Annotated in this window: 17 protein-coding genes and 1 other RNA gene; 12 read left to right on the top strand and 6 right to left on the bottom strand. The window is 62.1% G+C overall.

Annotated elements, in window-relative coordinates:
- Nucleotides 1-8 precede the first annotated feature (8 nt).
- From E4Q08_RS19970 to E4Q08_RS19985, 4 genes are all read left to right on the top strand, one after another.
- Entirely contained in the window at nt 9-2,168 is a 2,160-nt protein-coding gene (locus E4Q08_RS19970; protein WP_169071658.1) for a putative bifunctional diguanylate cyclase/phosphodiesterase, read from the top strand.
- Between the two features lie 20 nt (nt 2,169-2,188).
- Nucleotides 2,189-3,238: a GGDEF domain-containing protein gene (locus tag E4Q08_RS19975; protein WP_169071659.1), complete on the top strand. Its 1,050-nt coding sequence runs from the start codon at nt 2,189-2,191 to the stop codon at nt 3,236-3,238.
- 28 nt (nt 3,239-3,266) lie between these two features.
- Entirely contained in the window at nt 3,267-4,184 is a 918-nt protein-coding gene (locus tag E4Q08_RS19980; RefSeq protein WP_169071660.1) for a fructosamine kinase family protein, read from the top strand.
- A gap of 100 nt (nt 4,185-4,284) precedes the next feature.
- A complete protein-coding gene (locus E4Q08_RS19985) occupies nt 4,285-5,943 on the top strand; it encodes a hypothetical protein (RefSeq protein ID WP_169071661.1) in 1,659 nt (552 codons plus the stop codon).
- A gap of 23 nt (nt 5,944-5,966) precedes the next feature.
- On the opposite strand, the gene E4Q08_RS19990 is transcribed toward E4Q08_RS19985, so the two are convergent.
- Together E4Q08_RS19990 and E4Q08_RS19995 are read right to left on the bottom strand one after the other, a co-directional pair.
- Nucleotides 5,967-7,271, bottom strand: coding sequence for a potassium channel family protein (locus tag E4Q08_RS19990; RefSeq protein ID WP_308240185.1), 1,305 nt, complete (start codon nt 7,269-7,271; stop codon nt 5,967-5,969).
- A gap of 3 nt (nt 7,272-7,274) precedes the next feature.
- Nucleotides 7,275-7,628, bottom strand: a complete 354-nt coding sequence (locus E4Q08_RS19995; RefSeq protein WP_169071663.1) for an ion channel — start codon at nt 7,626-7,628, stop codon at nt 7,275-7,277.
- Nucleotides 7,629-7,921: 293 nt separating this feature from the next.
- Here E4Q08_RS19995 and E4Q08_RS20000 point away from each other — a divergent pair, with 293 nt between their 5' ends.
- The gene (locus E4Q08_RS20000) at nt 7,922-9,418 is read left to right on the top strand and encodes a bifunctional aminoglycoside phosphotransferase/ATP-binding protein (protein WP_248595030.1); all 1,497 of its coding nucleotides are present in this window, start codon (nt 7,922-7,924) and stop codon (nt 9,416-9,418) included.
- 377 nt (nt 9,419-9,795) lie between these two features.
- Nucleotides 9,796-10,146 carry a hypothetical protein gene (locus E4Q08_RS20005; protein ID WP_034917660.1) on the top strand — a complete coding sequence of 117 codons (351 nt, stop codon included), beginning with the start codon at nt 9,796-9,798 and terminating at the stop codon, nt 10,144-10,146.
- 67 nt (nt 10,147-10,213) lie between these two features.
- Here E4Q08_RS20005 and ssrA read toward each other — a convergent pair.
- The 4 genes from ssrA to E4Q08_RS20025 form a co-directional block, all read right to left on the bottom strand.
- Nucleotides 10,214-10,517, bottom strand: a transfer-messenger RNA (tmRNA) gene (ssrA, locus tag E4Q08_RS20010).
- A 4-nt stretch (nt 10,518-10,521) separates the two neighbouring features.
- Nucleotides 10,522-10,845, bottom strand: coding sequence for a flagellar hook-basal body complex protein FliE (fliE, locus tag E4Q08_RS20015; protein ID WP_034917677.1), 324 nt, complete (start codon nt 10,843-10,845; stop codon nt 10,522-10,524).
- Between the two features lie 87 nt (nt 10,846-10,932).
- A complete protein-coding gene (locus E4Q08_RS20020; protein WP_169071664.1) occupies nt 10,933-12,297 on the bottom strand; it encodes a sigma-54-dependent transcriptional regulator in 1,365 nt (454 codons plus the stop codon).
- Between the two features lie 13 nt (nt 12,298-12,310).
- Nucleotides 12,311-13,483 (bottom strand): sensor histidine kinase, encoded by a 1,173-nt coding sequence (locus E4Q08_RS20025; RefSeq protein ID WP_169071665.1) that lies wholly within the window; start codon nt 13,481-13,483, stop codon nt 12,311-12,313.
- 106 nt (nt 13,484-13,589) lie between these two features.
- Between E4Q08_RS20025 and fliF the strand changes: the two genes are divergently transcribed.
- From fliF to E4Q08_RS20055, 6 genes are all read left to right on the top strand, one after another.
- Nucleotides 13,590-15,317 (top strand): flagellar basal-body MS-ring/collar protein FliF, encoded by a 1,728-nt coding sequence (gene fliF, locus E4Q08_RS20030; protein ID WP_169071666.1) that lies wholly within the window; start codon nt 13,590-13,592, stop codon nt 15,315-15,317.
- Nucleotides 15,307-16,305 (top strand): flagellar motor switch protein FliG, encoded by a 999-nt coding sequence (fliG, locus tag E4Q08_RS20035; RefSeq protein WP_169071667.1) that lies wholly within the window; start codon nt 15,307-15,309, stop codon nt 16,303-16,305. Before fliF ends, fliG begins: the two co-directional genes overlap by 11 nt.
- 14 nt (nt 16,306-16,319) lie before the next feature.
- Complete coding sequence (locus E4Q08_RS20040) at nt 16,320-17,030, top strand: flagellar assembly protein FliH (RefSeq protein WP_169071668.1); 711 nt, start codon at nt 16,320-16,322, stop codon at nt 17,028-17,030.
- Between the two features lie 18 nt (nt 17,031-17,048).
- Nucleotides 17,049-18,467: a flagellar protein export ATPase FliI gene (gene fliI / locus E4Q08_RS20045; protein WP_169071669.1), complete on the top strand. Its 1,419-nt coding sequence runs from the start codon at nt 17,049-17,051 to the stop codon at nt 18,465-18,467.
- Between the two features lie 65 nt (nt 18,468-18,532).
- On the top strand, nt 18,533-18,979 hold the full coding sequence (gene fliJ, locus E4Q08_RS20050) for a flagellar export protein FliJ (protein WP_034909479.1): 447 nt from the start codon (nt 18,533-18,535) through the stop codon (nt 18,977-18,979).
- Nucleotides 18,980-19,125: 146 nt separating this feature from the next.
- The coding region (locus E4Q08_RS20055) for a hypothetical protein (protein WP_169071670.1) at nt 19,126-19,776 on the top strand (651 nt) is incomplete at its 3' end.

The following is a 19,776-nucleotide window of genomic DNA, read 5'->3' on the forward strand; positions in this document are numbered from 1 at the left end:
AATCGACCATGCTCTCGAATGCAGAGCACGCACTGCCAACGGCGCTGATCGTCGACGACGATTATGTGATGCGGATGCTGGAAAGGGAGACGCTGGCCCAGTTCGGATTCGACGTGCTCGAGGCAGCGGATGGCGAACAGGCCCTCGATATGCTCGACGATCCGCCGCCAGACCTGCTGCTGCTCGATGTCGAGATGCCAGGCATCGATGGTTTCGAGGTCTGCCGTCGCCTCCGCCAGCGCTGGGACATGGCGCGGGTGCCGGTGATCGTGGTCACCGGCATGGACGATCTGGCGTCGATCAACCAGGCCTATGAGTCAGGCGCCAACGATTTCGTCGCCAAGCCGATCAACTGGCCGATCCTCGGTCATCGGGCGCGCTACGTGTTGCGCTCGGCGCAAGCGGCGCGCCAGTTGAGCGAACTCAAGGAAAAGCAGGCGGCGATCATGCGAGCGATTCCCGACATGATCTTCGTCATGGATTGGCAAGGCACCTATCTCGATTACAAGCAGGGCTACGCCACAACGGCCTTCGTTTCCGCCAACGAGTTGCTCGGCAAGAACATGGCGGCAGTCCTGCCAGCCGATGTGGCAATGCCGATCCAGCAGGGTATCGAACTGGCTCTGTTGCGAGGCCATCTGCAAACGGTGCTCTATAAGCTGCCGATGCCGGACGGCAGCCACTACTACGAAGCACGCATCGCGCCAAACGGAGTGGACAAGGTGGTGATCGTGGTGCGTGACATCACCACCCAGAAACTCAACGAGGACAAAATCCGCCGTCTGGCCTACTTCGACACGCTGACCGGCATGCCGAATCGCCAGAACTTCCTCGAACGCCTCGACCATGAGTTATTGCGCGCACGCCGAAACCATCACCAGGTGGCGCTGCTGTTCCTCGATCTCGACGGCTTCAAGCGCATCAACGATACGCTCGGCCACAGTGCCGGTGACTACCTGCTGCAGGCCGTCGCCGACCGGATGAAGGAAAAGCTGCGCGCCGGTGATTTCGTCGCTCGGCCGGCGCTGGACGAATCCGGTCTGCACTTTGCCCGTCTGGGCGGTGACGAGTTCACCGTCGTCCTGCCCGATGTCGACGAGACCCAGACCGTCAGCATGGTCGCGACGCGACTGCAGGCGCTGCTCGCAAGGCCTTTCCTGATCGGCACACAGGAAATCACGGTGACTTCGAGCATCGGCATCGCCCTCTTCCCCGCTGACGGGGACGATGCCGCGACGCTGCTCAAGCATGCCGATACGGCGATGTACCACGCCAAGGATCAGGGACGCAACAACTGGCAGTTGTATCACCAGTCACTGACGACGCAGACGACGGCGCGCATGGCGCTCGAAAGCGATATTCGCAAGGGTCTTGAACGAGACGAATTCCGCCTTCTCTATCAACCACAGGTGAGCGCCGCAGACGGCACGATCGTCGGCATCGAAGCGCTGATTCGCTGGCAACATCCGCAGCACGGGATGGTTTCACCGGCGCAGTTCATCCCGGTAGCCGAAGAAAGCGGTCTGATCGTTCCGATGGGGGAGTGGGTGCTCAATGCCGCCTGCCGCCAGTTGCTGGAATGGCAGCAGCGCGGGGTGTGTACCGCGCGGGTGGCGGTCAATGTGTCGGCGCGCCAGTTGCGCTCGCCCAGTTTCCTCGACCGGGTCGCGGCAATCATTGCCGAAACCGGCATCAGCGCCGAGCAGCTCGAACTGGAATTGACCGAGAGCATCCTGATGGATCCGGAGTCCAGGCAGGTTCAGGGACTGTATCGCCTGCGGGCACTGGGGGTGCATTTTGCGATCGACGATTTCGGCACCGGCTACTCGTCGCTTTCGTACATCAAGCGCTTCCCGATCGGCATGCTCAAGATCGACCAGAGCTTCGTTCGTGGATTGCCTGACGGTGCCAACGATGCGGGGATCGCCACAGCGATCATCGCCATGGCGCGCAGCCTGGATCTGGACGTGATCGCCGAGGGCGTCGAAACTCGCCAGCAATGCGAGTTTCTTCAGCAGGCGAAATGTCCGAAGCTGCAGGGCTATCTGTTCAGTCGTCCACTGCCGCCCGACGAGGTCGAAATCCTCTTGCGTCGTGGCAGCATCCCCCTGCCTGGTGACCATACCACAAGCCAGACTCTCTCAGGCCGAGCCTGCAACCCACAATAGATCCCGGAGACCAGTGCACCATGAAGTATCGTCACAGTACCGCGCAGAGTGCAGATTACCTGCGACTCGCACTCAAGCGCATGAGCCAGCAGGATGCCGGCCTGCACCCGGCAAGCTATACCATCTGGTACGAGTACGTGGCAGGCACCAATCCGGAGCTGAAGGCAGCGGTCGACGCGCAGATCGAACGGGACGGGCGACTGAACGAGGCCACCACCTATGCGCTCTATGCCAGGCATGTGGCCGACTTCGATGCGAAAACCGCCTTGCGCATCGGCGACAGCGTCAACCATATTGTCGAGCAGATCTCGGAGTCGGCGACAACCGCCGGCGAACAGGCGTCCCGCTTTGGCGGTTCACTGGAAAGCTGGACCGACGCACTACACCTGCCAGGGGGCAGCGGGTCGTTGGCAAGCGGTGTTGAGGACATCCTGCGCGGTACTCGGGAAATGCAGGAGGCGATCAGCACGCTGCAGATACGACTCGAGGAGAGCAGACGCGAAGCCCAGCAACTGCGGCAGGAAGTGGCTCGCGCCCGTGAGGAAGCGCTGATCGATGCGCTGACCGGCCTGACCAATCGCAAGGGCTTCGATCTGGCACTCGACGCCTGCCTCAAGGAGGCGACTCGAGAGGCGCAAGGGCCATGCCTGCTGATGATCGATCTGGACCATTTCAAGCGGCTCAACGATACCCTGGGACATGTCTTCGGTGACCAGGTACTGACCAGTGTCGGCCAGATCCTGCGCGCAAACGTCAAGGGCAAGGACACCGCGACCCGCTATGGTGGCGAAGAGTTCGCAGTCATCCTGCCGCAAACGCCTCGCGGCGGAGCCATTGGCCTGGCCGAGGCGCTGCGCGCGTTAGTCTTTGCCAGCCGGGTCAGGCGCAGTGGCGACAAGGAAGCCTTGATCGGCAATATCTCCGTCTCGATCGGTGTCGCCGACTATATTGCCGGCGAGTCCGCCACCGAGTTCGTTAGCCGCGCCGATCGAGCCCTTTATATGGCCAAGGCACAGGGACGCAATCGCGTCGTGCTGGCGCCACGACCACAGTCTGCCGGGGTCCAATAGATCGCCAGCCGGCGGCAGTCAGGACACCATGATTCCGCTTCATTGCCATCTGGACAGCGCGCTGCAAAAAGCCTTGAGCGAGGTGATCGGCAGCGACAACGGATCGCCGCCGGGCATCGACTCTGTCAGCGACATCGGCGGCGGTTCGATCTCGCGCGCTCTCCTGGTCGAGAGCGGCAGGCAGCGCTATTTCGTCAAACTGAACGACGCCGGTCTGGCCGAGATGTTCGCCGCCGAAGCCGACGGCCTGAGCGCGCTGGCCGGCTGCCCGGCAGTGCGGGTGCCACATGTTTTCGGGCACGGCGTCGCTGCCCGGCAAGCCTACCTGGTGCTCGAATACCTGCCCCTGCAAGCCTTGCGCGAAAGAACCCAGGGTAGCGCAGCCGGGCATGCACTGGCGACCATGCACCGCATCCAGGGCGCACAGTATGGCTGGCACCGTGACAATTTCATCGGCAGTACGCCACAGTCGAATACCTGGCATCGCAACTGGCCTTTCTTCTTCGCCCGCCAGCGTCTGCTGCCGCAGCTCGAACGGGCAAAGCGACACACCCAGCACAACCAACTGATCCGCAGCGGCGAACGCCTGAGCGAAAAACTGGCGGCGCTGTTCGTCGATCATCAGCCGCAGCCGAGTCTGCTGCATGGGGATCTGTGGCATGGCAACGCCGCCACCGACGCGTCGGGCAAGCTGGCATTATTCGATCCGGCGGTCTATTTCGGCGACCGCGAGGCTGACCTGGCGATGAGCGAGCTGTTCGGAGGCTTTCCGGACAGCTTCTACGCCGCCTACCGCGAAGCCTGGCCACTCGACGACGGTTTCGAACAGCGCAAGACGCTCTACAACCTCTACCACGTACTCAATCACCTGAATCTGTTTGGCAGCGGCTATCTGCACCAGGCCGAGCGCATGATCGCCAGGCTATTGGCAGAAATCGCTGGTTGAAGCCTAGGAGCTTGTACATTTTTCCTTGCTGACTGCAATCCCTGCACGCATTCCGGCGAAAGCCGGAATCCGGCAGGTTGATCTGATTCCGGAGGTGCCAATGGAAATTGCAACGAATCCTGCCAAGCTGCGAGTCAGGCATTTCCGCCAGATCCTGCTGTGGCCGCTGCAGCTGATGCCCCTGCCCGACGATGGCCCGTTGCAGAACCACAGCCAGTTGCTGGAGCAGGTTTCGGCCGACAACCCGTGGCGCGAACTCGCGGACGAATTCTGCGGCGACCCGGAGCAATTCCACGAGCGCCATTACAGCGAATTCGTCACCTTCCTGCCCTATGTTCAGCGTTTTCTGTACGGTGAGGGGGTTGGTCAAGAAGCCTCGTCGCACGCTGGCGAATCGCCGATCCGCGTCTTCCGCCGCCACGACGTGGCAAAAGTGCGCATGACCTTCAAGGAGAGCGATCAGCCGATCGACTTCGACATCGTGCATCTCGATCTCTATTTCTTCTACGACATCGATGTCGTCATCCTGGTCGTCGAGATTGCCGCCGATGACCTCGAACTACGACAGGTACAGGACACGCTGTACCGCTTCGGTCGCGCGTACCCGCCGTACTGGGACGAGGATGGCAGTGGCGGCCACTGCCTCAAGCGTGCAGAGTGGATCGATTCCGCCGGCCAGGTGCTGTCCGTTTCCGACTACGAGAAGCGCAGCAAATACCTGTCATTCGTTTCTCGCTGCCGGGCGCCGTGCATCTCCTCGCACTGGGAATTCCTGCTCCGCCCGCTGGTGCAGCACCACTCGGGCGAGATTGGCCTGGTGCGCTACCGACAGATCGAGTATCACCGCATGCCCCTGCTCGCCTACCTGGCCGTGGACGATCCCCGCGCCCTGACGCGCGGCGACTTTGCCCGCCTGGTGCTGGTTGCCGGCCCCGGAAAGCCCGGTTCGCTGCCCTACTCCGACCAGCACCTCGAAGGCTTCGAATCGCGCTATTGTTACGATCGCTACTGGCATCCGCAAGCCGAGCCAGCGGGAACCCGGCTGATGTCCTGCGGGCACGCATTCGTGATGGTCGGCAGCGCACGCGAAGCCTATTTCACCGGTCTGGAAAACGGCCTCCTCGGCCAGTTTCGCCACCAGTTCTTCCTGCTCTTTCTGATTCCCCACTTCCACAAGGCAGCGCTGCTGATGCTCTCGGATCGGCTGGTCTCCGCGCTCAACCGGCTCGAGATCGGTCACGCCGAATCGGTCAAACAGTTCAAGCGCGCGATCCGGCAGATCCTCGAGGTCTTCCTGCGCTTCAGCCATCGCTACTGGTTCCACGAGGTCTCGGACCAGATGCAGGCGCGCGCCCTGTTCAGGATCACCGGCGACCATCTCGGCACGGAAAGTCTCTACACCGAGCTACGCGAGGAGATCCAGGACATGAGCCAGTACCTCGACAGCGACAGCCTGCGCCGGCAGGCCAATACGGTCGTCCGGCTCACCGTGGTGACGACCGCCGGTCTGGTGGCGACGATCACCACCGGCTTCCTCGGCATCAATCTGATCGACGCCGCCCACGATGAGCTGATCGACCGGATCCTCTTCTTCGCCCTGGTGGCCATCCCGTCGGTGCTGCTTACGGGTTTTGCGGTTGTCAAGTCGAAACCACTCTCGGACTTCCTCGAGGCGCTCTCCGACGAACGCCTGTCGCATCGCGACAAGCTCGCTGCCTTGCTCCCCGTCTGGCGCAGGAAACGGCCACCGCGAGCGTAGCCTGCATGGGCTACGGCCTGGCTTTAGTATTGGCTGTCGGCCAGGGTGGCCTCGAACTCGCGCAGATAACGTTCCAAACTGTCGGGTGTTCCGCAGACAAACAGCGTGTCGTCGGGACGGACCATGAATGCGTCGTCGAACTCGACCAGCACGCGGTCGCCGCGTTCGACCGCGACCACCACCGCCCCCGTTCGCTCGCGCACCTGATCGCGCCATGGATGCCCCCCGGCCAGCAGGCCGGCGACGACGCGAATGAACTTCAGTCGATGTTCAACGGCGACCGCCTGTTCGCCACGCAAATGATAAGCCAGGATCTGCCCGGCGACCTGGCCTACCGAGAGGGCGAAATCGGCACCAGCCTGGTACAGACGAGGAATATTCTGTGCCCGGTTGGCGCGCACGATCAGCGGCACTTGCGGCGCATAATCCCGCACCACTGCGGTGGCGAACACGCCTTCGCTGTCGTTGCTCAAAGCCAGGACCACGGCGCTCGCCTCACGCATCCTGGCACGCTCCATGGTTCGGTGTTCGAGCACGTTGCCGGCGATGTCGATGCCTGGAGCCACATCCCGATCGATCACGATCACCATTTCGCCGGCATCGTTGAGCATCTCGACGAATTTTCTGCCCACCTCGCCGTAACCGGCGAGCACGATCGGGCCGCTGCGGCGGATCGGCAGGGCCAGACGTTCGACTTTCTCCAGATTCGCCTGCGCGCCGACGATGACCAGAATGGCGCCCGCTTCGATGCACGTATCCGGGCCGTTGGCCGTGTTGAAGGCACCACAGACCCATTGTCCGATCACCGTCACGCCGTAGCGCACGCGCAACTGCAGATCACCGAGCCGCTTGCCGGCCAGCGGACTGCCCGCACGCACGCGAAATTCGGCCAGCCCGACCTGGCTGCCCAGCAGGTGCATGCCATCGGCTGGCGGGCTGATGCGGGTACTGGCCCGGGCGGCCAAGGCCGCAGCAAGCACGTGCGACGGCGTAAACACCTCGGTTGCCCCCACCTGCAGCATCGGTGGCCGATACAGAGGATCACCCGCAAGTGCATAGATGGGTCCGGAAAAGCCGCGCTCACGAGCGATCAGAATACAAATTGCATTGGCGTGATCGTCGGCGTTGGCGACCACGGCACGTGCATTTTCGACGCCCGAGAGCACCTCGGGTTCTTCGTCGAGCTTGCCGAAAACCACATCGTAGCTGCGATTGCGCAGGTTGCGGGCGAGTTCCAGGTCTTCTTCGAAAACGACGAAGGGGGTTTCGGTCTGCTGAAACTCGTCGAGCAGTGATTCGATCGCGGCACCGTAGCGATAGAACAGGATGCGTCAGTTCATCTCCGGCAAGCGGTGCGGCAGGCGCACTTCGAAACGCTCCTCGATGTAAGGCATCACGTAGAAGGGAAAAACCAGGACCAGGAAGAACATCCCGACGAATTGCGTCAGAATGACGAAGACGATCATCAGCGGGTGTTGCCACGGCGCGTAAGCGCCATAACCTGTGGTGGTCAGCGTCTCCGAAGCCCATTCGAGACTCGACCAGAAGCCCATCGGCTTGCCCTCGAGATACTCCGAAGCAACCATGAAGACGCTGCCGAAGAGCACGACCGCTGCCGGCATGCTGATCAGCAGCCCGAGCAGACGCCATGTGGAACGTTGCAAGCCCTGACTTACTCTGCGCATCTGTGCTTACCCATTGGCGAGCGGTATCGCCCCTCTCACGCCAAGTATCCGCGCTACCCGAATGGGCGTCAAATGTCGGCGCACCGGCGAAGCAGCGTACTGTTGGCAGAGTGCCGAGCAAGAGTGTAGATTGTCGGCTTGCGCAACACTGGCGCAAGCTGGGCGAACCAGACAGGCTCCCCGGACCCTGGAGTGGACGGAAAGGATCATCCCGAATCTTGCGTATTCATTCTCCAAGCATCGAGCAGGCGCTGACCCGCCTGACTTGCCACGACAGACCCTGCAGAGCTTGAATGATGCGCCAACCCCTGCCCCCGCTGATCCACGCGCTGCTCGATCCGGCACGCTATCCCGACCCGGCACAGCAGGTCGAGCTGATCGAGACGCATGCCTCGTGGCTGCTGCTGGCGGGTGATTACGTGTACAAGATCAAGAAGCCGGTGGTTCTGCCCTTTCTCGACTACGGCACGCTAGAGCAGCGGCGCGTCTGCTGTGAAGCCGAATTGCGCCTGAACCGCCGCTTTTCCACGCAGATCTACCTGGCAGTCGTTCCCATCGTCGGCTCCCCGGAAAACCCGCAGATCGGTGGCACCGGCACGGCCATCGAGTTCGCGGTACGGATGCGCCGCTTCGCCGAAGCCGGCCGCCTGGACCACCTCTGTAGACGCGGCCAACTGCAGGCGCGACAGATCTCCGAACTCGCCGCTACGCTTGTCGAATTTCACGAGCGTGCGGACTCGGCACCCCTATCGACACGCTTCGGCGAACCGGAACAGGTGCTGGCTCCAGCACTCGAGAACTTTGACGAACTGCTGAGGCTACTGCCCGGCGACGAGCTGCAGACGCGACTGACGCGACTGGCGACCTGGACACGCACCGAGTTCGCGCGCCTGGCGCCGCATTTTGCCACTCGCAAGGCGGCCGGGCGGGTACGCGAGTGTCACGGCGACCTGCATCTTCGCAACCTGGTGTTGATCGACGGTCAGGTGCAGATCTTCGACTGCATCGAGTTCAGCGAAGACCTGCGCTGGATCGACGTCGCCAGTGAAATCGCCTTCACCTACATCGATCTGTACGACCAGGGCCGGGCTGGCCTCGCCGGCTGGCTGGTGAATGAGTGGCTCAGTTGCAGCGGTGACTACAACGCGGTACAGGTGCTGCGCTTCTATGCCGTTTATCGCGCGCTGGTGCGGGCCAAGGTGGCGGCCATCCAGGCCAGCCAGACGAACGCCGATCTCGGACAGGCGCTCGCCTACCTGGCACTCGCCGAGCGCCTGGTGAAGCCGCCGCCCGCGCGGCTGATCATCACCCACGGCGTCACCGGCTGCGGGAAAAGCCGCGCATCCAGACGCTTGTTGCTGGGTGATCAGGCGGCAGCGACGCTGCGCCTGCGCTCCGACGTCGAGCGCAAGCGCCTGTTCGGCATCGCGCCAACCGCCAGCAGCAAGTCAGCGCCGGGCAATGGCATCTACACCAGAAACGCCAGTGATCTCACCTACCAACGGCTGCATGAGCTGGCCAGCGAGTTGCTCGCCGCCGGCTGGTCGGTGATCGTCGACGCCGCTTTCCTCGAGCGCTCGCGGCGCGAGACCTTTCGCGCTCTGGCGCAATGTTCCGGAGTGGCTTTCTTCATCGTCGCCCCGCAGGCCACGCCGACACAATTGCGCGCACGCGTTAGCGGCCGGCTGGCAAAAGGTCACGACGCGTCCGAAGCGACCCTCGAAGTGCTCAAGCGACAGATGGCGCAGCTTGAACCCTTGTGTGCTGACGAACTTGGGAGCCTGCTGTGAGGGCCAAACTCGATCCTTGCGAAATACGGTTGCACCTGCTCTTGAACCGATCAGCGGCTTTCCCGAGCACGCTTCTTGCCGTCACCGCTTGACGCGAGCGCCCTGCCCTGCCCTGCCTGAATGGGTGTCGGAAAATTTTACACTGCAATCGTGGCAGGACCTGGAGTTCGCAAGAAGTGTACTGTTTTAATACGCAAAGATGTGACTCAGATTCTTTAGCATGGTTTTTGCTTCACACATTGCTGTCTGCTCGGCACCATCGGATTCGGTTTGCTTCGGCAGACACCAGGGCCCATAAAGCCCCTCAAATTAGACTTATGGCTTAGAATCGAAGGCCTCTTCGGCATTTCGCGTCTCGCACAGGGTGGAGCAGCGCAATGAATATTCTTAACAACTGGAAGATGCTGGACCTGATCACCCGTGATGGCGAGTCTCTGGTGTGCGTCGAAGGACGCGTATATGGCAGCAATCCACGCTTCCCGACTTCCTCGTGCATCAGGACCTCACCGGTCACGGGCTACCGTGTTGATGCAAACTCGATGGTGATCATGACCAAACGTGGCTCGGAATACCTGCTCGGCAAACCTGATCCATCACAGACTTTTGCTCAACAACGGCTCATTCGGCGTCTGTTACGCCTGCAACAAACCGCAGCACCAGGTTTCGACTCTCTGGAAACGCAGTTGACCGATCTCAGCGAACACGAGGAGACCGAGAAGGAAGCCTGAAGCAGCCGAATCCGGCGAGTTTTTGGCTGATTGCATCAGAAAGGGATCGCAGAATCCCCGGCAGGAATGACGGCGGGGGCCGAAGCCCCCGCCGATAGCCATTCTGTTTATTGGACGGCTACGTCCTCAGCAGGCCTAAGCGGCCAGTGCGAAACGCTCATCGTTGGCGTTTGTGGTTTTGCTCGGATTACGTCCGTCGCCTTTCGGGTTGCCTGCTCACCATCTGTCACCCTGTCGAGACCAGTGCACCCCCGTAGTGGTGGAGGTGGCGGGAATCGAACCCGCGTCCAGAACGCTTCCGGGTTGCCGGAATTACAACCATGCCTGACATTATGGGGGCAGTGACCCGTAAACACAAGCGCCTCGTGTCCCGGGTCAGACCTGCATGTTCATTACGTCATGGTAGGCCGAGACGAGCTTGTTGCGTACCTGAATCATTTCCTGGAAAGAGATATTGGCCTTTTGCAGCGCGATCATCACCTCGTGCAGGTTCTCGCTACTGTTGCCGGCGGCAAAATTTGCCGCCATCGCATCTGCCTGCTGCTGCGTCTGATTGACCTCGGCAATCGAAGCCTGCAATACCTGGGCGAAGTCCGACCCGCCGGCGGCGGCGCTCTGCGCCTCGGCGGCACGACCGCCGGCCGCCGCCGAGTTCGTACGCAACATGCTCAACATCTGATCAATACCCTGGGTATCCATTTGCTTCTCCAAACGCTGTTGAAGATCTCGCAGCAAGAACTGCGCCAACTCCTTCATCTACGGTCATGATAACCCGGCAAGCACACATCAGTCCTTGAGAAATCCCTCCAGGCGATACTGTCGCAACTTGTAACGCAGGGTTCTCTCGGGCATACCGAGACGCTGCCCGGCCAGTTTGCGCGAACCACCCACAGCCTCGAGCGTTTGCAGGATATGTTCGCGCTCCACGTCGCGCATGTCGTCGGTTGATCGGGCCCGGCAGGGTGTGGCACCCTCCGGGGTGGCGATTTCCGGCGCTTGTCCAGCCGTCGGATCGACGCGTCGCTCGAGTGCAAGATGCAGGGCATCGACGTCGACGATGTCGCCAGCGGCAAGAATGACCGCTCGCTGGATAATGTTTTCCAGTTCGCGGACATTGCCTGGCCAGGCCCTGCACTGCAGGGCAGTCTCGGCGGCGGCGGACAGGCGCAAGCGCGGACGACCGGAGCGGCCGCCGTGTGTAGCCAGAAAATGACGCGCCAGGGGAGCGATATCCTGACTGCGTTGCCGCAGGGCCGGGATCATCAGTGGAAAGACGTTGAGCCGATAGAACAGATCCTCGCGAAACAGGCCCCTCGCCACGCTGTCGGCGATGTCCCGATTGGAGGTGGCAACGACACGCAGATCGAGGCTTACCGGCTTGCTGCCCCCCACCCGCTCGACTTCACGCTCCTGGAGAACGCGCAGCAGCTTGGCCTGCAGAGCCAGCGGCATTTCGGTGATTTCGTCGAGCAACAGGGTTCCATGCTGCGCCTGTTCAAACTTGCCGGCCTGGGCGTGCTGAGCGCCACTGAAAGCCCCCTTTTCATAACCGAAAAGCGTGGCTTCGAGCAGACTGTCCGGAATCGCCGCACAATTGATGGCGACGAATGGACCCTTGCTGCGCGCCGAGTGCTGGTGAATATAGCGCGCCACCACTTCCTTGCCCACACCGCTCTCGCCACTCAGCAGAACCGTGGCGTCGGTCTGCGCGACTCGCCTGGCCAGGGCAAAGAGATTGCTGGTCACCGGATCGATGGCGATCACCCGATCGTCATCGGGCGCTTCCGGCAGGCGATAGCGCAGCACATGTTCGAGCAGTGCCTTTGGCTCGAAGGGCTTGAGCAGGAAGTCACAAGCGCCTGCCCGCATGGCTTCGACCGCGCGGTCGACATCGGCGAATGCCGTCATCAGGACCACAGGCAGGTACGGAAAGCGGTTGCGGATTTCCTTGAGCAGGGCAATGCCATCGATCGGCAGCATGCGCACGTCGCTGACCACCAGCGACACGGCATTCCTGACGAGCAATTGCAGCGCCTCTTCGCCGCCGCCAGCAGACACTACCGTCTGCCCTGCCAGCTCAAGGGTATCGCAGATCGCCTCACGCAGTGCGGCGTCGTCTTCAACCACCAGAATCGGCAATCCCTGTACCATTCGTTTCTGTTCCTCAGTGCGTTTCCGCTGCCGCCTCTTCGATCGGCAACAGGATCACGAATTCCGAGCCCTCTCCCGGTACCGAACTGACGCTGATGCTCCCCCCGTGTGCGCGCACGACGCCGAGGGCGATCGCCAGACCGAGCCCGGTGCCCTGCGCCCGCGTGGTAAAGAATGGATCGAAAACGCGCAGTTGCACCTCGGGAGCGATCCCGGCACCGGTATCGCGCACGCCGATGCGCAACTGCCGGCCGGACTCGCTTGCCCAAAGGGTGACTTGCCCGCCGGCCGTACAGGCTTGCAGGGCGTTCTCGAGCAGATTCACCAGGGCACCGGCCAAGGCTTTTCGGCTGCCGGTGACGATCACCTCGCTGGCGCCACAGATCACCCGGAAGGCAACCTTCTTCTCCAGAAACAAAGGCTGCACGGTCTGCGCCGCGTCGCCCAGCAGTTCCCCGGTGAGCAAGGTATCGCAGCCGATGCTCTCCCCGCGCGCAAACAACAGCACCTCCTGAATCAGGCGCTCGAGGCGTTGCAGTTGTGCCGTCGTCTTGCTGGCAAAACGGATGCGCGCCGCATCGGCGAGATCGGCTTGACCGAGATTGGCGCTATAGAGTAATGCCGTTGCCAACGGGGTCCGCAACTGGTGTGCCAGCGAAGCCGCCATCTCGCCCATGGCCACCAGCCGCTGATGACGTGCCAGCTCGGCCTTGAGGCCGTGTGCCGCGGTCACATCATGCATCAGCAGGATTCGCCCACCGGCCGAGTCGAGCGGACTCTCGACGACAGCCAGGCGACGCCCATCCAGATGCCATTCTCCCGGCGCTTCGGTCGCCACCAGTCTGGCCTCCTGCACCCGCGGCCATAGATCACCGACGATCGACGAACCGAACATCTGGCAGGCCGCCGGGTTGGCCTCGCTGACGCGGGCGGCGCTGTCGAGCACCACCACACCGGCTGGCAAGGCGTTGAGCAATAGCGAAAGACGTTCGGAAAGAGCTTCTTTCGCCTCGTATTGCCGACGCAATTCCCCATTGGCGACCGCCAGCTCCGCAGTCAGCGACTCGACACGCCCCTGCAGCCCCTGATACGCCTGCGTCAGGGCCTGTGAAACCTGATTGAAAACGTCGAAAGCCCGTTGCAGTTCCTGGGCTTCATGACCCGGCATTTGTACAACTTCACTCATCGGTTGGAAGGTCCCGTGCAATAAACAGCTACAATAGCGATGCAATTATCAGCTTTTTTTTCGCTTTTTGCTTGCTTGATCGCAGGCTCATCAACGTATCACAAGCATGGCGACAGCCGAAACCACACCGACAGCAGACGCGGTCAATCCGCTGGATCGCGTTCGCGAGGCACTGGCGCGCCTGAGCAACAAGCAGAAAGTGCTGCTGATGGTCTCGGTCGCCGCTGTCATCGCCCTGCTCGTCGCGGCGGGAACCCTGCTCAGGCAAAGCGAGTTCAGGATATTGTTCTCCAACATCAGCGAGCGGGACGGCGGCGCGATCATCGCTGTCCTGGAGCAGATGAACATTCCCTACAAGTTCAACGACTCGGGCAGCGCCATCCTCGTACCCGCCAGCCGCGTCCATGATGTGCGCCTGCGCCTGGCTTCACAGGGACTGCCCAGGGGCGGAGCGGTCGGTTTCGAGCTGATGGAAAGCCAGAAGTTCGGCATCAGCCAGTTTGCCGAACAGGTTAATTATCAGCGTGGTCTGGAAGGCGAGCTGTCGCGCACCATTCAATCGATTGCGGCGGTTCAGGCCGCGCGCGTGCACCTGGCGATACCGAAGCCGAGTGTTTTCATGCGCGAAGAGATGAAGCCATCGGCGTCGGTGATGCTCAATCTCTACCCTGGGCGTTCGCTCGATGCGGGCCAGATCGCCGGCATCCAGAATCTTGTCGCGGCCAGCGTTCCGCAACTGGCAACCGCCAGCGTCACCCTGCTCGACCAGAGCGGCACGCTGCTGTCGCAGATGAAGAGCAAGCTGCTCGAGGCCGGCCTGGACCCGACACAGGTCAAGTACATCCAGGAAGTCGAGGCGAGCATCATCAAGCGCGTCGAAGACATCCTGGCACCGATCGTCGGCCCCGGCAACGCCCGCGTCCAGATTGCCGCCGACATCGACTTTTCGCAGGCAGAACAGACTGCCGAGACGCATCGGCCGAACACGACGCCGCCGGAGATCAGCATTCGCAGCCAGCAGACCAGCGAAACCGCCAGTACCAGCCCGACGGCGCAGGGGGTTCCCGGCGCCCTCAGCAACCAACCCCCCGTACCGGCCACTGCGCCATTGACGCAACCCGCGGTGGCTGGTGCCGGGGCCGCCGCCACGCCCACCCCGCCGGCGCCCGGGCAACTCAACGCGGCCGGCGTGCAGGCACCGATCGCCAACGTCGGCCAACCCATCAGCACCAGCAAGAACTCGACGATCAACTACGAGATCGACAAGACCATCCGTCATGTCAAGCAATCGGTCGGCACCGTCAAACGCCTGTCGGCGGCGGTAGTGGTCAATCAGCGCAAGGAAATCGGCAAGGACGGCAAACCGGCCAACAAGCCACTGCCGGACAACGAACTGAAGCAGATCAGCGATCTGGTCAAGGAAGCCATGGGCTTCAACAAGGATCGCGGGGATACCATCTCGGTCGCCAATGCGCCGTTTACTGCCATCGAAAAGGAAGAAGGACTGCCGGCCTGGCGTGACCCCGAAATGATTTCCCTGGCCAAGGATCTGATCAAGTACCTTGTCCTGGCCGGCGTCCTTGCCTATCTGCTGCTCGGCGTCGTGCGGCCACTGCTCAAGACCATGCTTCCACCTCCTGCCGAAGAAGCCACCGTCGGCGGCAAGATTGACGTGCTTGCCGAGGAAGAAGGCGAAGAACGCGAGCAGGAGCATGTCCCGACCGCCGCCGAATTGCTGGAGACCAGGCTCGCCAAGGCACGCGAACTGGCGAAAGATGACCCGCAACTGGTAGCCAACATCATCAAGGAATGGATGGGTGCCAATGGCAGCTGACGACGGCGTTGAGAAGAGCGCCATACTGCTGATCTCTCTCGGCGAGGATTATGCCGCTGAAGTGCTCAAGCATCTGGCCCCGAAGGAGGTGCAGAAGCTCGGTCACGCCATGGCGGCGTTGAAATCGGTCCCGCGTGTGCGCGTCGATGAGGTGCTGACCGAGTTTCAGCAATCGGCCGAAGAATCGGCCGCGGTGCACATCGATACGGATGCCTATGTACGTTCGGTCCTCACCAAGGCGCTGGGTGACGACAAGGCGTCCAACCTGATCTCGCGCATCCTGCAACCCGGTGACACCAATGGGATTGAAGGCCTGAAGTGGATGGATGCGCCGACGGTCGCCGATCTGATCCGCAACGAGCACCCACAGATCATCGCCACGATTCTCGTCCATCTCGCCCATGATCACGCCAGCGACATCTTGAACCAGTTTTCGGAAAGGCTGCGCAACGACGTGGTTCTGCGTGTGGCCACTCTCGAAGGTATCCAGCCAGAAGCGTTGAAGGAGCTGAACGACGTGATGTTGCGCCTGCTCTCGGGGTCTGCCAGCATCAAGAAGTCGGCCATGGGTGGCGTGCGCACGGTTGCCGAAATGCTCAATTTCATGGGCAGCGCCAATGAGACCGCGGTCATGGACTCGATCCGCGAATACGATCCTGACCTGGCGCAGAAGATTCTCGACGAGATGTTCGTCTTCGAGAATCTTCTCGATCTCGACGACCGGGGCATCCAGCTGCTGTTGCGCGAAATTCAGTCGGAATCGCTGATCCTGGCGATGAAGGGTGCCAGCGATCCTCTGCGTGAAAAGATTTTCAAGAACATGTCGCAGCGCGCTTCGGAGATGTTGCGCGAAGATCTCGATTCGCGCGGCCCGGTTCGCCTTTCGGAGGTCGAAGCCGAGCAGAAGGAAATCCTCAAGGTCGTTCGCCGCCTCGCAGATGAAGGCCAGATCGTACTCGGCTCAGCGGGTGGCGAGGAAATGGTGTGAGCCTGCAACAAAACATGAGCAAACCGATTTCGAAAGAAAAGATGACCGCCTACCAGCGCTGGGAGCTGGCGTCTTTCGATGCCGAACAAGGGCTGGAGGCGGCGCCCGGCGGTCCGCCGGCTGAGGAAGTGCTGGTGGCCTGCGAAGTCGAAGCGCCGCCGCAGGAGCCGCCGCTGCCCCTGCCCAGCGCCGAGGAAATCGAGCGCATCCATCGCGAGGCACACACCGCCGGCTATACCGCGGGATACAGCGCCGGCTACGCCGCCGGCTATGCCGAGGGGATCAATGCAGCGCAGGCAGTGGCAACCGGCATGGCCTCGCTGATGGACAACCTGCAGCAGGCCCTGGCGGTGATCGATCAGAGCGTGGCCGATCAATTGCTGGTCCTGGCGATCGAAATCGCCAGTCAGGTCTTGCGTCAGAGCCTGCGCGTGCAACCGGAGCTGCTCTTGTCGGTGGTCAGGGAAGCGGTCACCGCCCTGCACCCCCATCATGGCCAGCCGCTGCTGTTCGTGCACCCGGATGATGCGGCGCTGGTTCGCAGCCACCTGGGCGAGCAGCTCGCCCATGCCAACTGGCGAATTATCGACGACAATACGCTCACTGCTGGCGGTTGCCGAGTCGAACTGGGTGCCAGCGAAGTCGACGCGACCCTGGAAACCCGTTGGCGGCGCGTCATCGAGGCCATCGGCGTCAGCCAGGAATGGCTCAAGGCCCGACAATGAAGTCCGTTTGGAATGACGATGACTGATCTTGCTGATAACCGGCACCTTGCGGCGTGGCATGGCTTCCTCGATGGCTGCCGGCAAACCGCCAGTCAGGCCAGTTCGCTGTTGCCGAGCGGCCATCTGACCCGGATCAACGGCCTGGTCATGGAGGCCTCGGGGCTCAAGTTGCCGCTTGGCAGTTCATGCCGGATCGTGTCGGTGGGTGGCTCGCCGATCGAGGCAGAAGTGGTCGGCTTCAACGGCGAGCGACTTTTCCTGATGCCATCGGAGGATGTCTTCGGTCTCTCACCGGGAGCCAGGGTAGTCGCTCTCGAGACCCCCCACCAGCACCCACAGGTCGGTCGACCACCACCCGCCCGCCGGCGCTGGATCGACCGCGCCAAACTGGTTCCGGTCGGCGAATCGCTGCTTGGCCGGGTCCTCGATGGTGCCGGCCGACCGCTCGACAGGCTCGGCCCCCTGCACGCCGACTCTCTGCGCCCACTTCAGAGTCGGCCCGTCAATCCGATGTCCAGAGCACCGATCGACGAGACGCTCGATGTCGGGGTGCGCGCCATCAATGCCCTGCTCTGCGTCGGCCGCGGCCAGCGGATGGGGCTTTTCGCCGGATCAGGGGTAGGCAAGAGCGTCCTGCTCGGAATGATGGCCCGCTATACCGCGGCTGAGGTGATTGTCGTCGGACTGATCGGTGAGCGCGGCCGTGAAGTCAAGGAGTTCATCGAACAGATCCTGGGTGAGGAAGGCCTGCACCGTTCGGTCGTCGTTGCCGCACCGGCTGACGTCAGCCCGCTGATGCGCCTGCAAGGCGCGGCCTACGCGACCTGTATCGCCGAATACTTCCGGGATCGTGGCCGGCAAGTGCTGCTGATCATGGACTCGCTGACCCGCTACGCGATGGCGCAGCGCGAGATTGCTCTGGCCATCGGCGAACCCCCGGTCACTCGCGGCTACCCACCATCGGTTTTCGCACGCCTGCCGCAGCTCGTCGAGCGCGCCGGCAACGGCCTCGAAGGCGGTGGTTCGATCACCGCCTTCTACACCGTGCTGGCCGAAGGTGACGACCAGCAGGATCCCATCGCCGATGCCGCAAGAGCAATCCTGGACGGCCACATCGTGCTGTCGCGGACGCTCGCCGATGCGGGTCACTATCCGGCAATCGACATCGAACAATCGATCTCGCGCGCCATGGTCAATCTGGTCAGTCCAGCGCATCTGCAGTACATCCGCAAATTCAAGGGTCTCTTTTCACGCTATCAGCGGTCGCGCGACCTGATCAGCGTCGGAGCCTACGCTGCCGGTTCCGACCCGCAGCTCGACCAGGCGATCGTCATCTATCCGCGATTCGAGGAATTGCTGCAGCAGAACCTGAGCCAGCGCGCGGATTTCGGCAGCAGCGTTGCGCGTCTGCGCGCCTTGTTCGAGCCGGCTGCGTGAGCCTCCTGCCTTCCCTTGGTATTTCATTGAAGCGACCTTCCGATTGACCAGTCGGTGATTTCCGCGTGACCAAACCCTTCTCCCTGCAAACGGTACTCGAGCTGATGCGCAATCGCAACGACGAGGCGACGCAATCGCTCGCTCGCCTGCTTGCTGCGGAACGTGACGCCAGGAAAAAGCTCGCAATGCTGCTGCAGTATCGCGAGGAATACACGGCCCGCTTTCGGCAGGCTGCCCAGAACGGACTGGGACAACCCGAATGGCGCAACTACCAGGAATTTCTGAACCGTCTCGACGAGGCCATCCAGCAGCAGCTCCAGTCCGTCAGCCAGCAGGAAATGCACACCGCCGCCGGCCAGGCAGAATGGCAACGGCAGCGGACACGGCTGAAAGCTTTCGACGCCCTCTCCGAACGTCATCGCGCCAGCGAAGCACGGCAGGAATTTCGTCAGGAGCAAAGGATTCAGGACGAGTTTGCCGCCCGCCGCAACGACCGCGAAGAGGATTGTTGACCCAACTTTGGCACGATATTTGCTTTTACAGCGCTGCAGAACCTTGCGAACGACCATGAAATTCATGGCTGTTTCCCTCTCCCCCGCGAGTGGGGAGGAAAGATTCGTGAGTCGCTGACGCGACTATTACAGTAAAGCGATTGATCATGACCATTGCCGTCGTTTCAACATTCGTCAAGCCGCCCATCCAGGAAATGTCCGTCGGAAGCGCAGGCACGCCTGCGACTGAGCACATGAACAGCGGCCTCGACTTTGCCAGCATGCTGCTCGGCCAGCCATTCGTCGCCGCCAAACCCTTGCCCGATGACGATCAGCCAGACAACAGCGAGCTGGCCATTGCCGACGCCGGCACGGCTGCGACTGCCACCGATCCACAATTCCTGGCGACTCTCGGCTTCCCGCCAGCGCAACAGCCAGGCAGTTCGGTGCTCGCAACAAACCCGGAGATCGACCCTTCCCGGTCGGTTCGCACAGAAGCACTGCTGCCATCGACCCCTACCAGAATCGCTCCAGAGACCCCGGAGATCAGAGCGCAGACCGGCGATGAGCGGCAGCCTGCGGCATCGACACCATTGGCCTCTGACGACAAACCGGCAAAATTTGCCGTTGCCGAATTCGCCGTACCTTCCGCCGTACCTTCCGCCGAGCCATCGGGGTGGAACACGCCCGAGCTGCGCAATCCGGCCAGCGGCCCGGGCACACTCGCAGCCTGGCCCTCCCCCAAACGATCCGGGTCGAACCAGCCCGAGCCGCCATTCGCTCCGGCCAGCGGCCCGGGCACACTCGCAGCCTGGCCC

This window comes from Candidatus Accumulibacter contiguus (genome assembly GCF_012940005.1).
In the GTDB taxonomy this organism is placed as follows: Bacteria; Pseudomonadota; Gammaproteobacteria; order Burkholderiales; family Rhodocyclaceae; genus Accumulibacter; species Accumulibacter contiguus.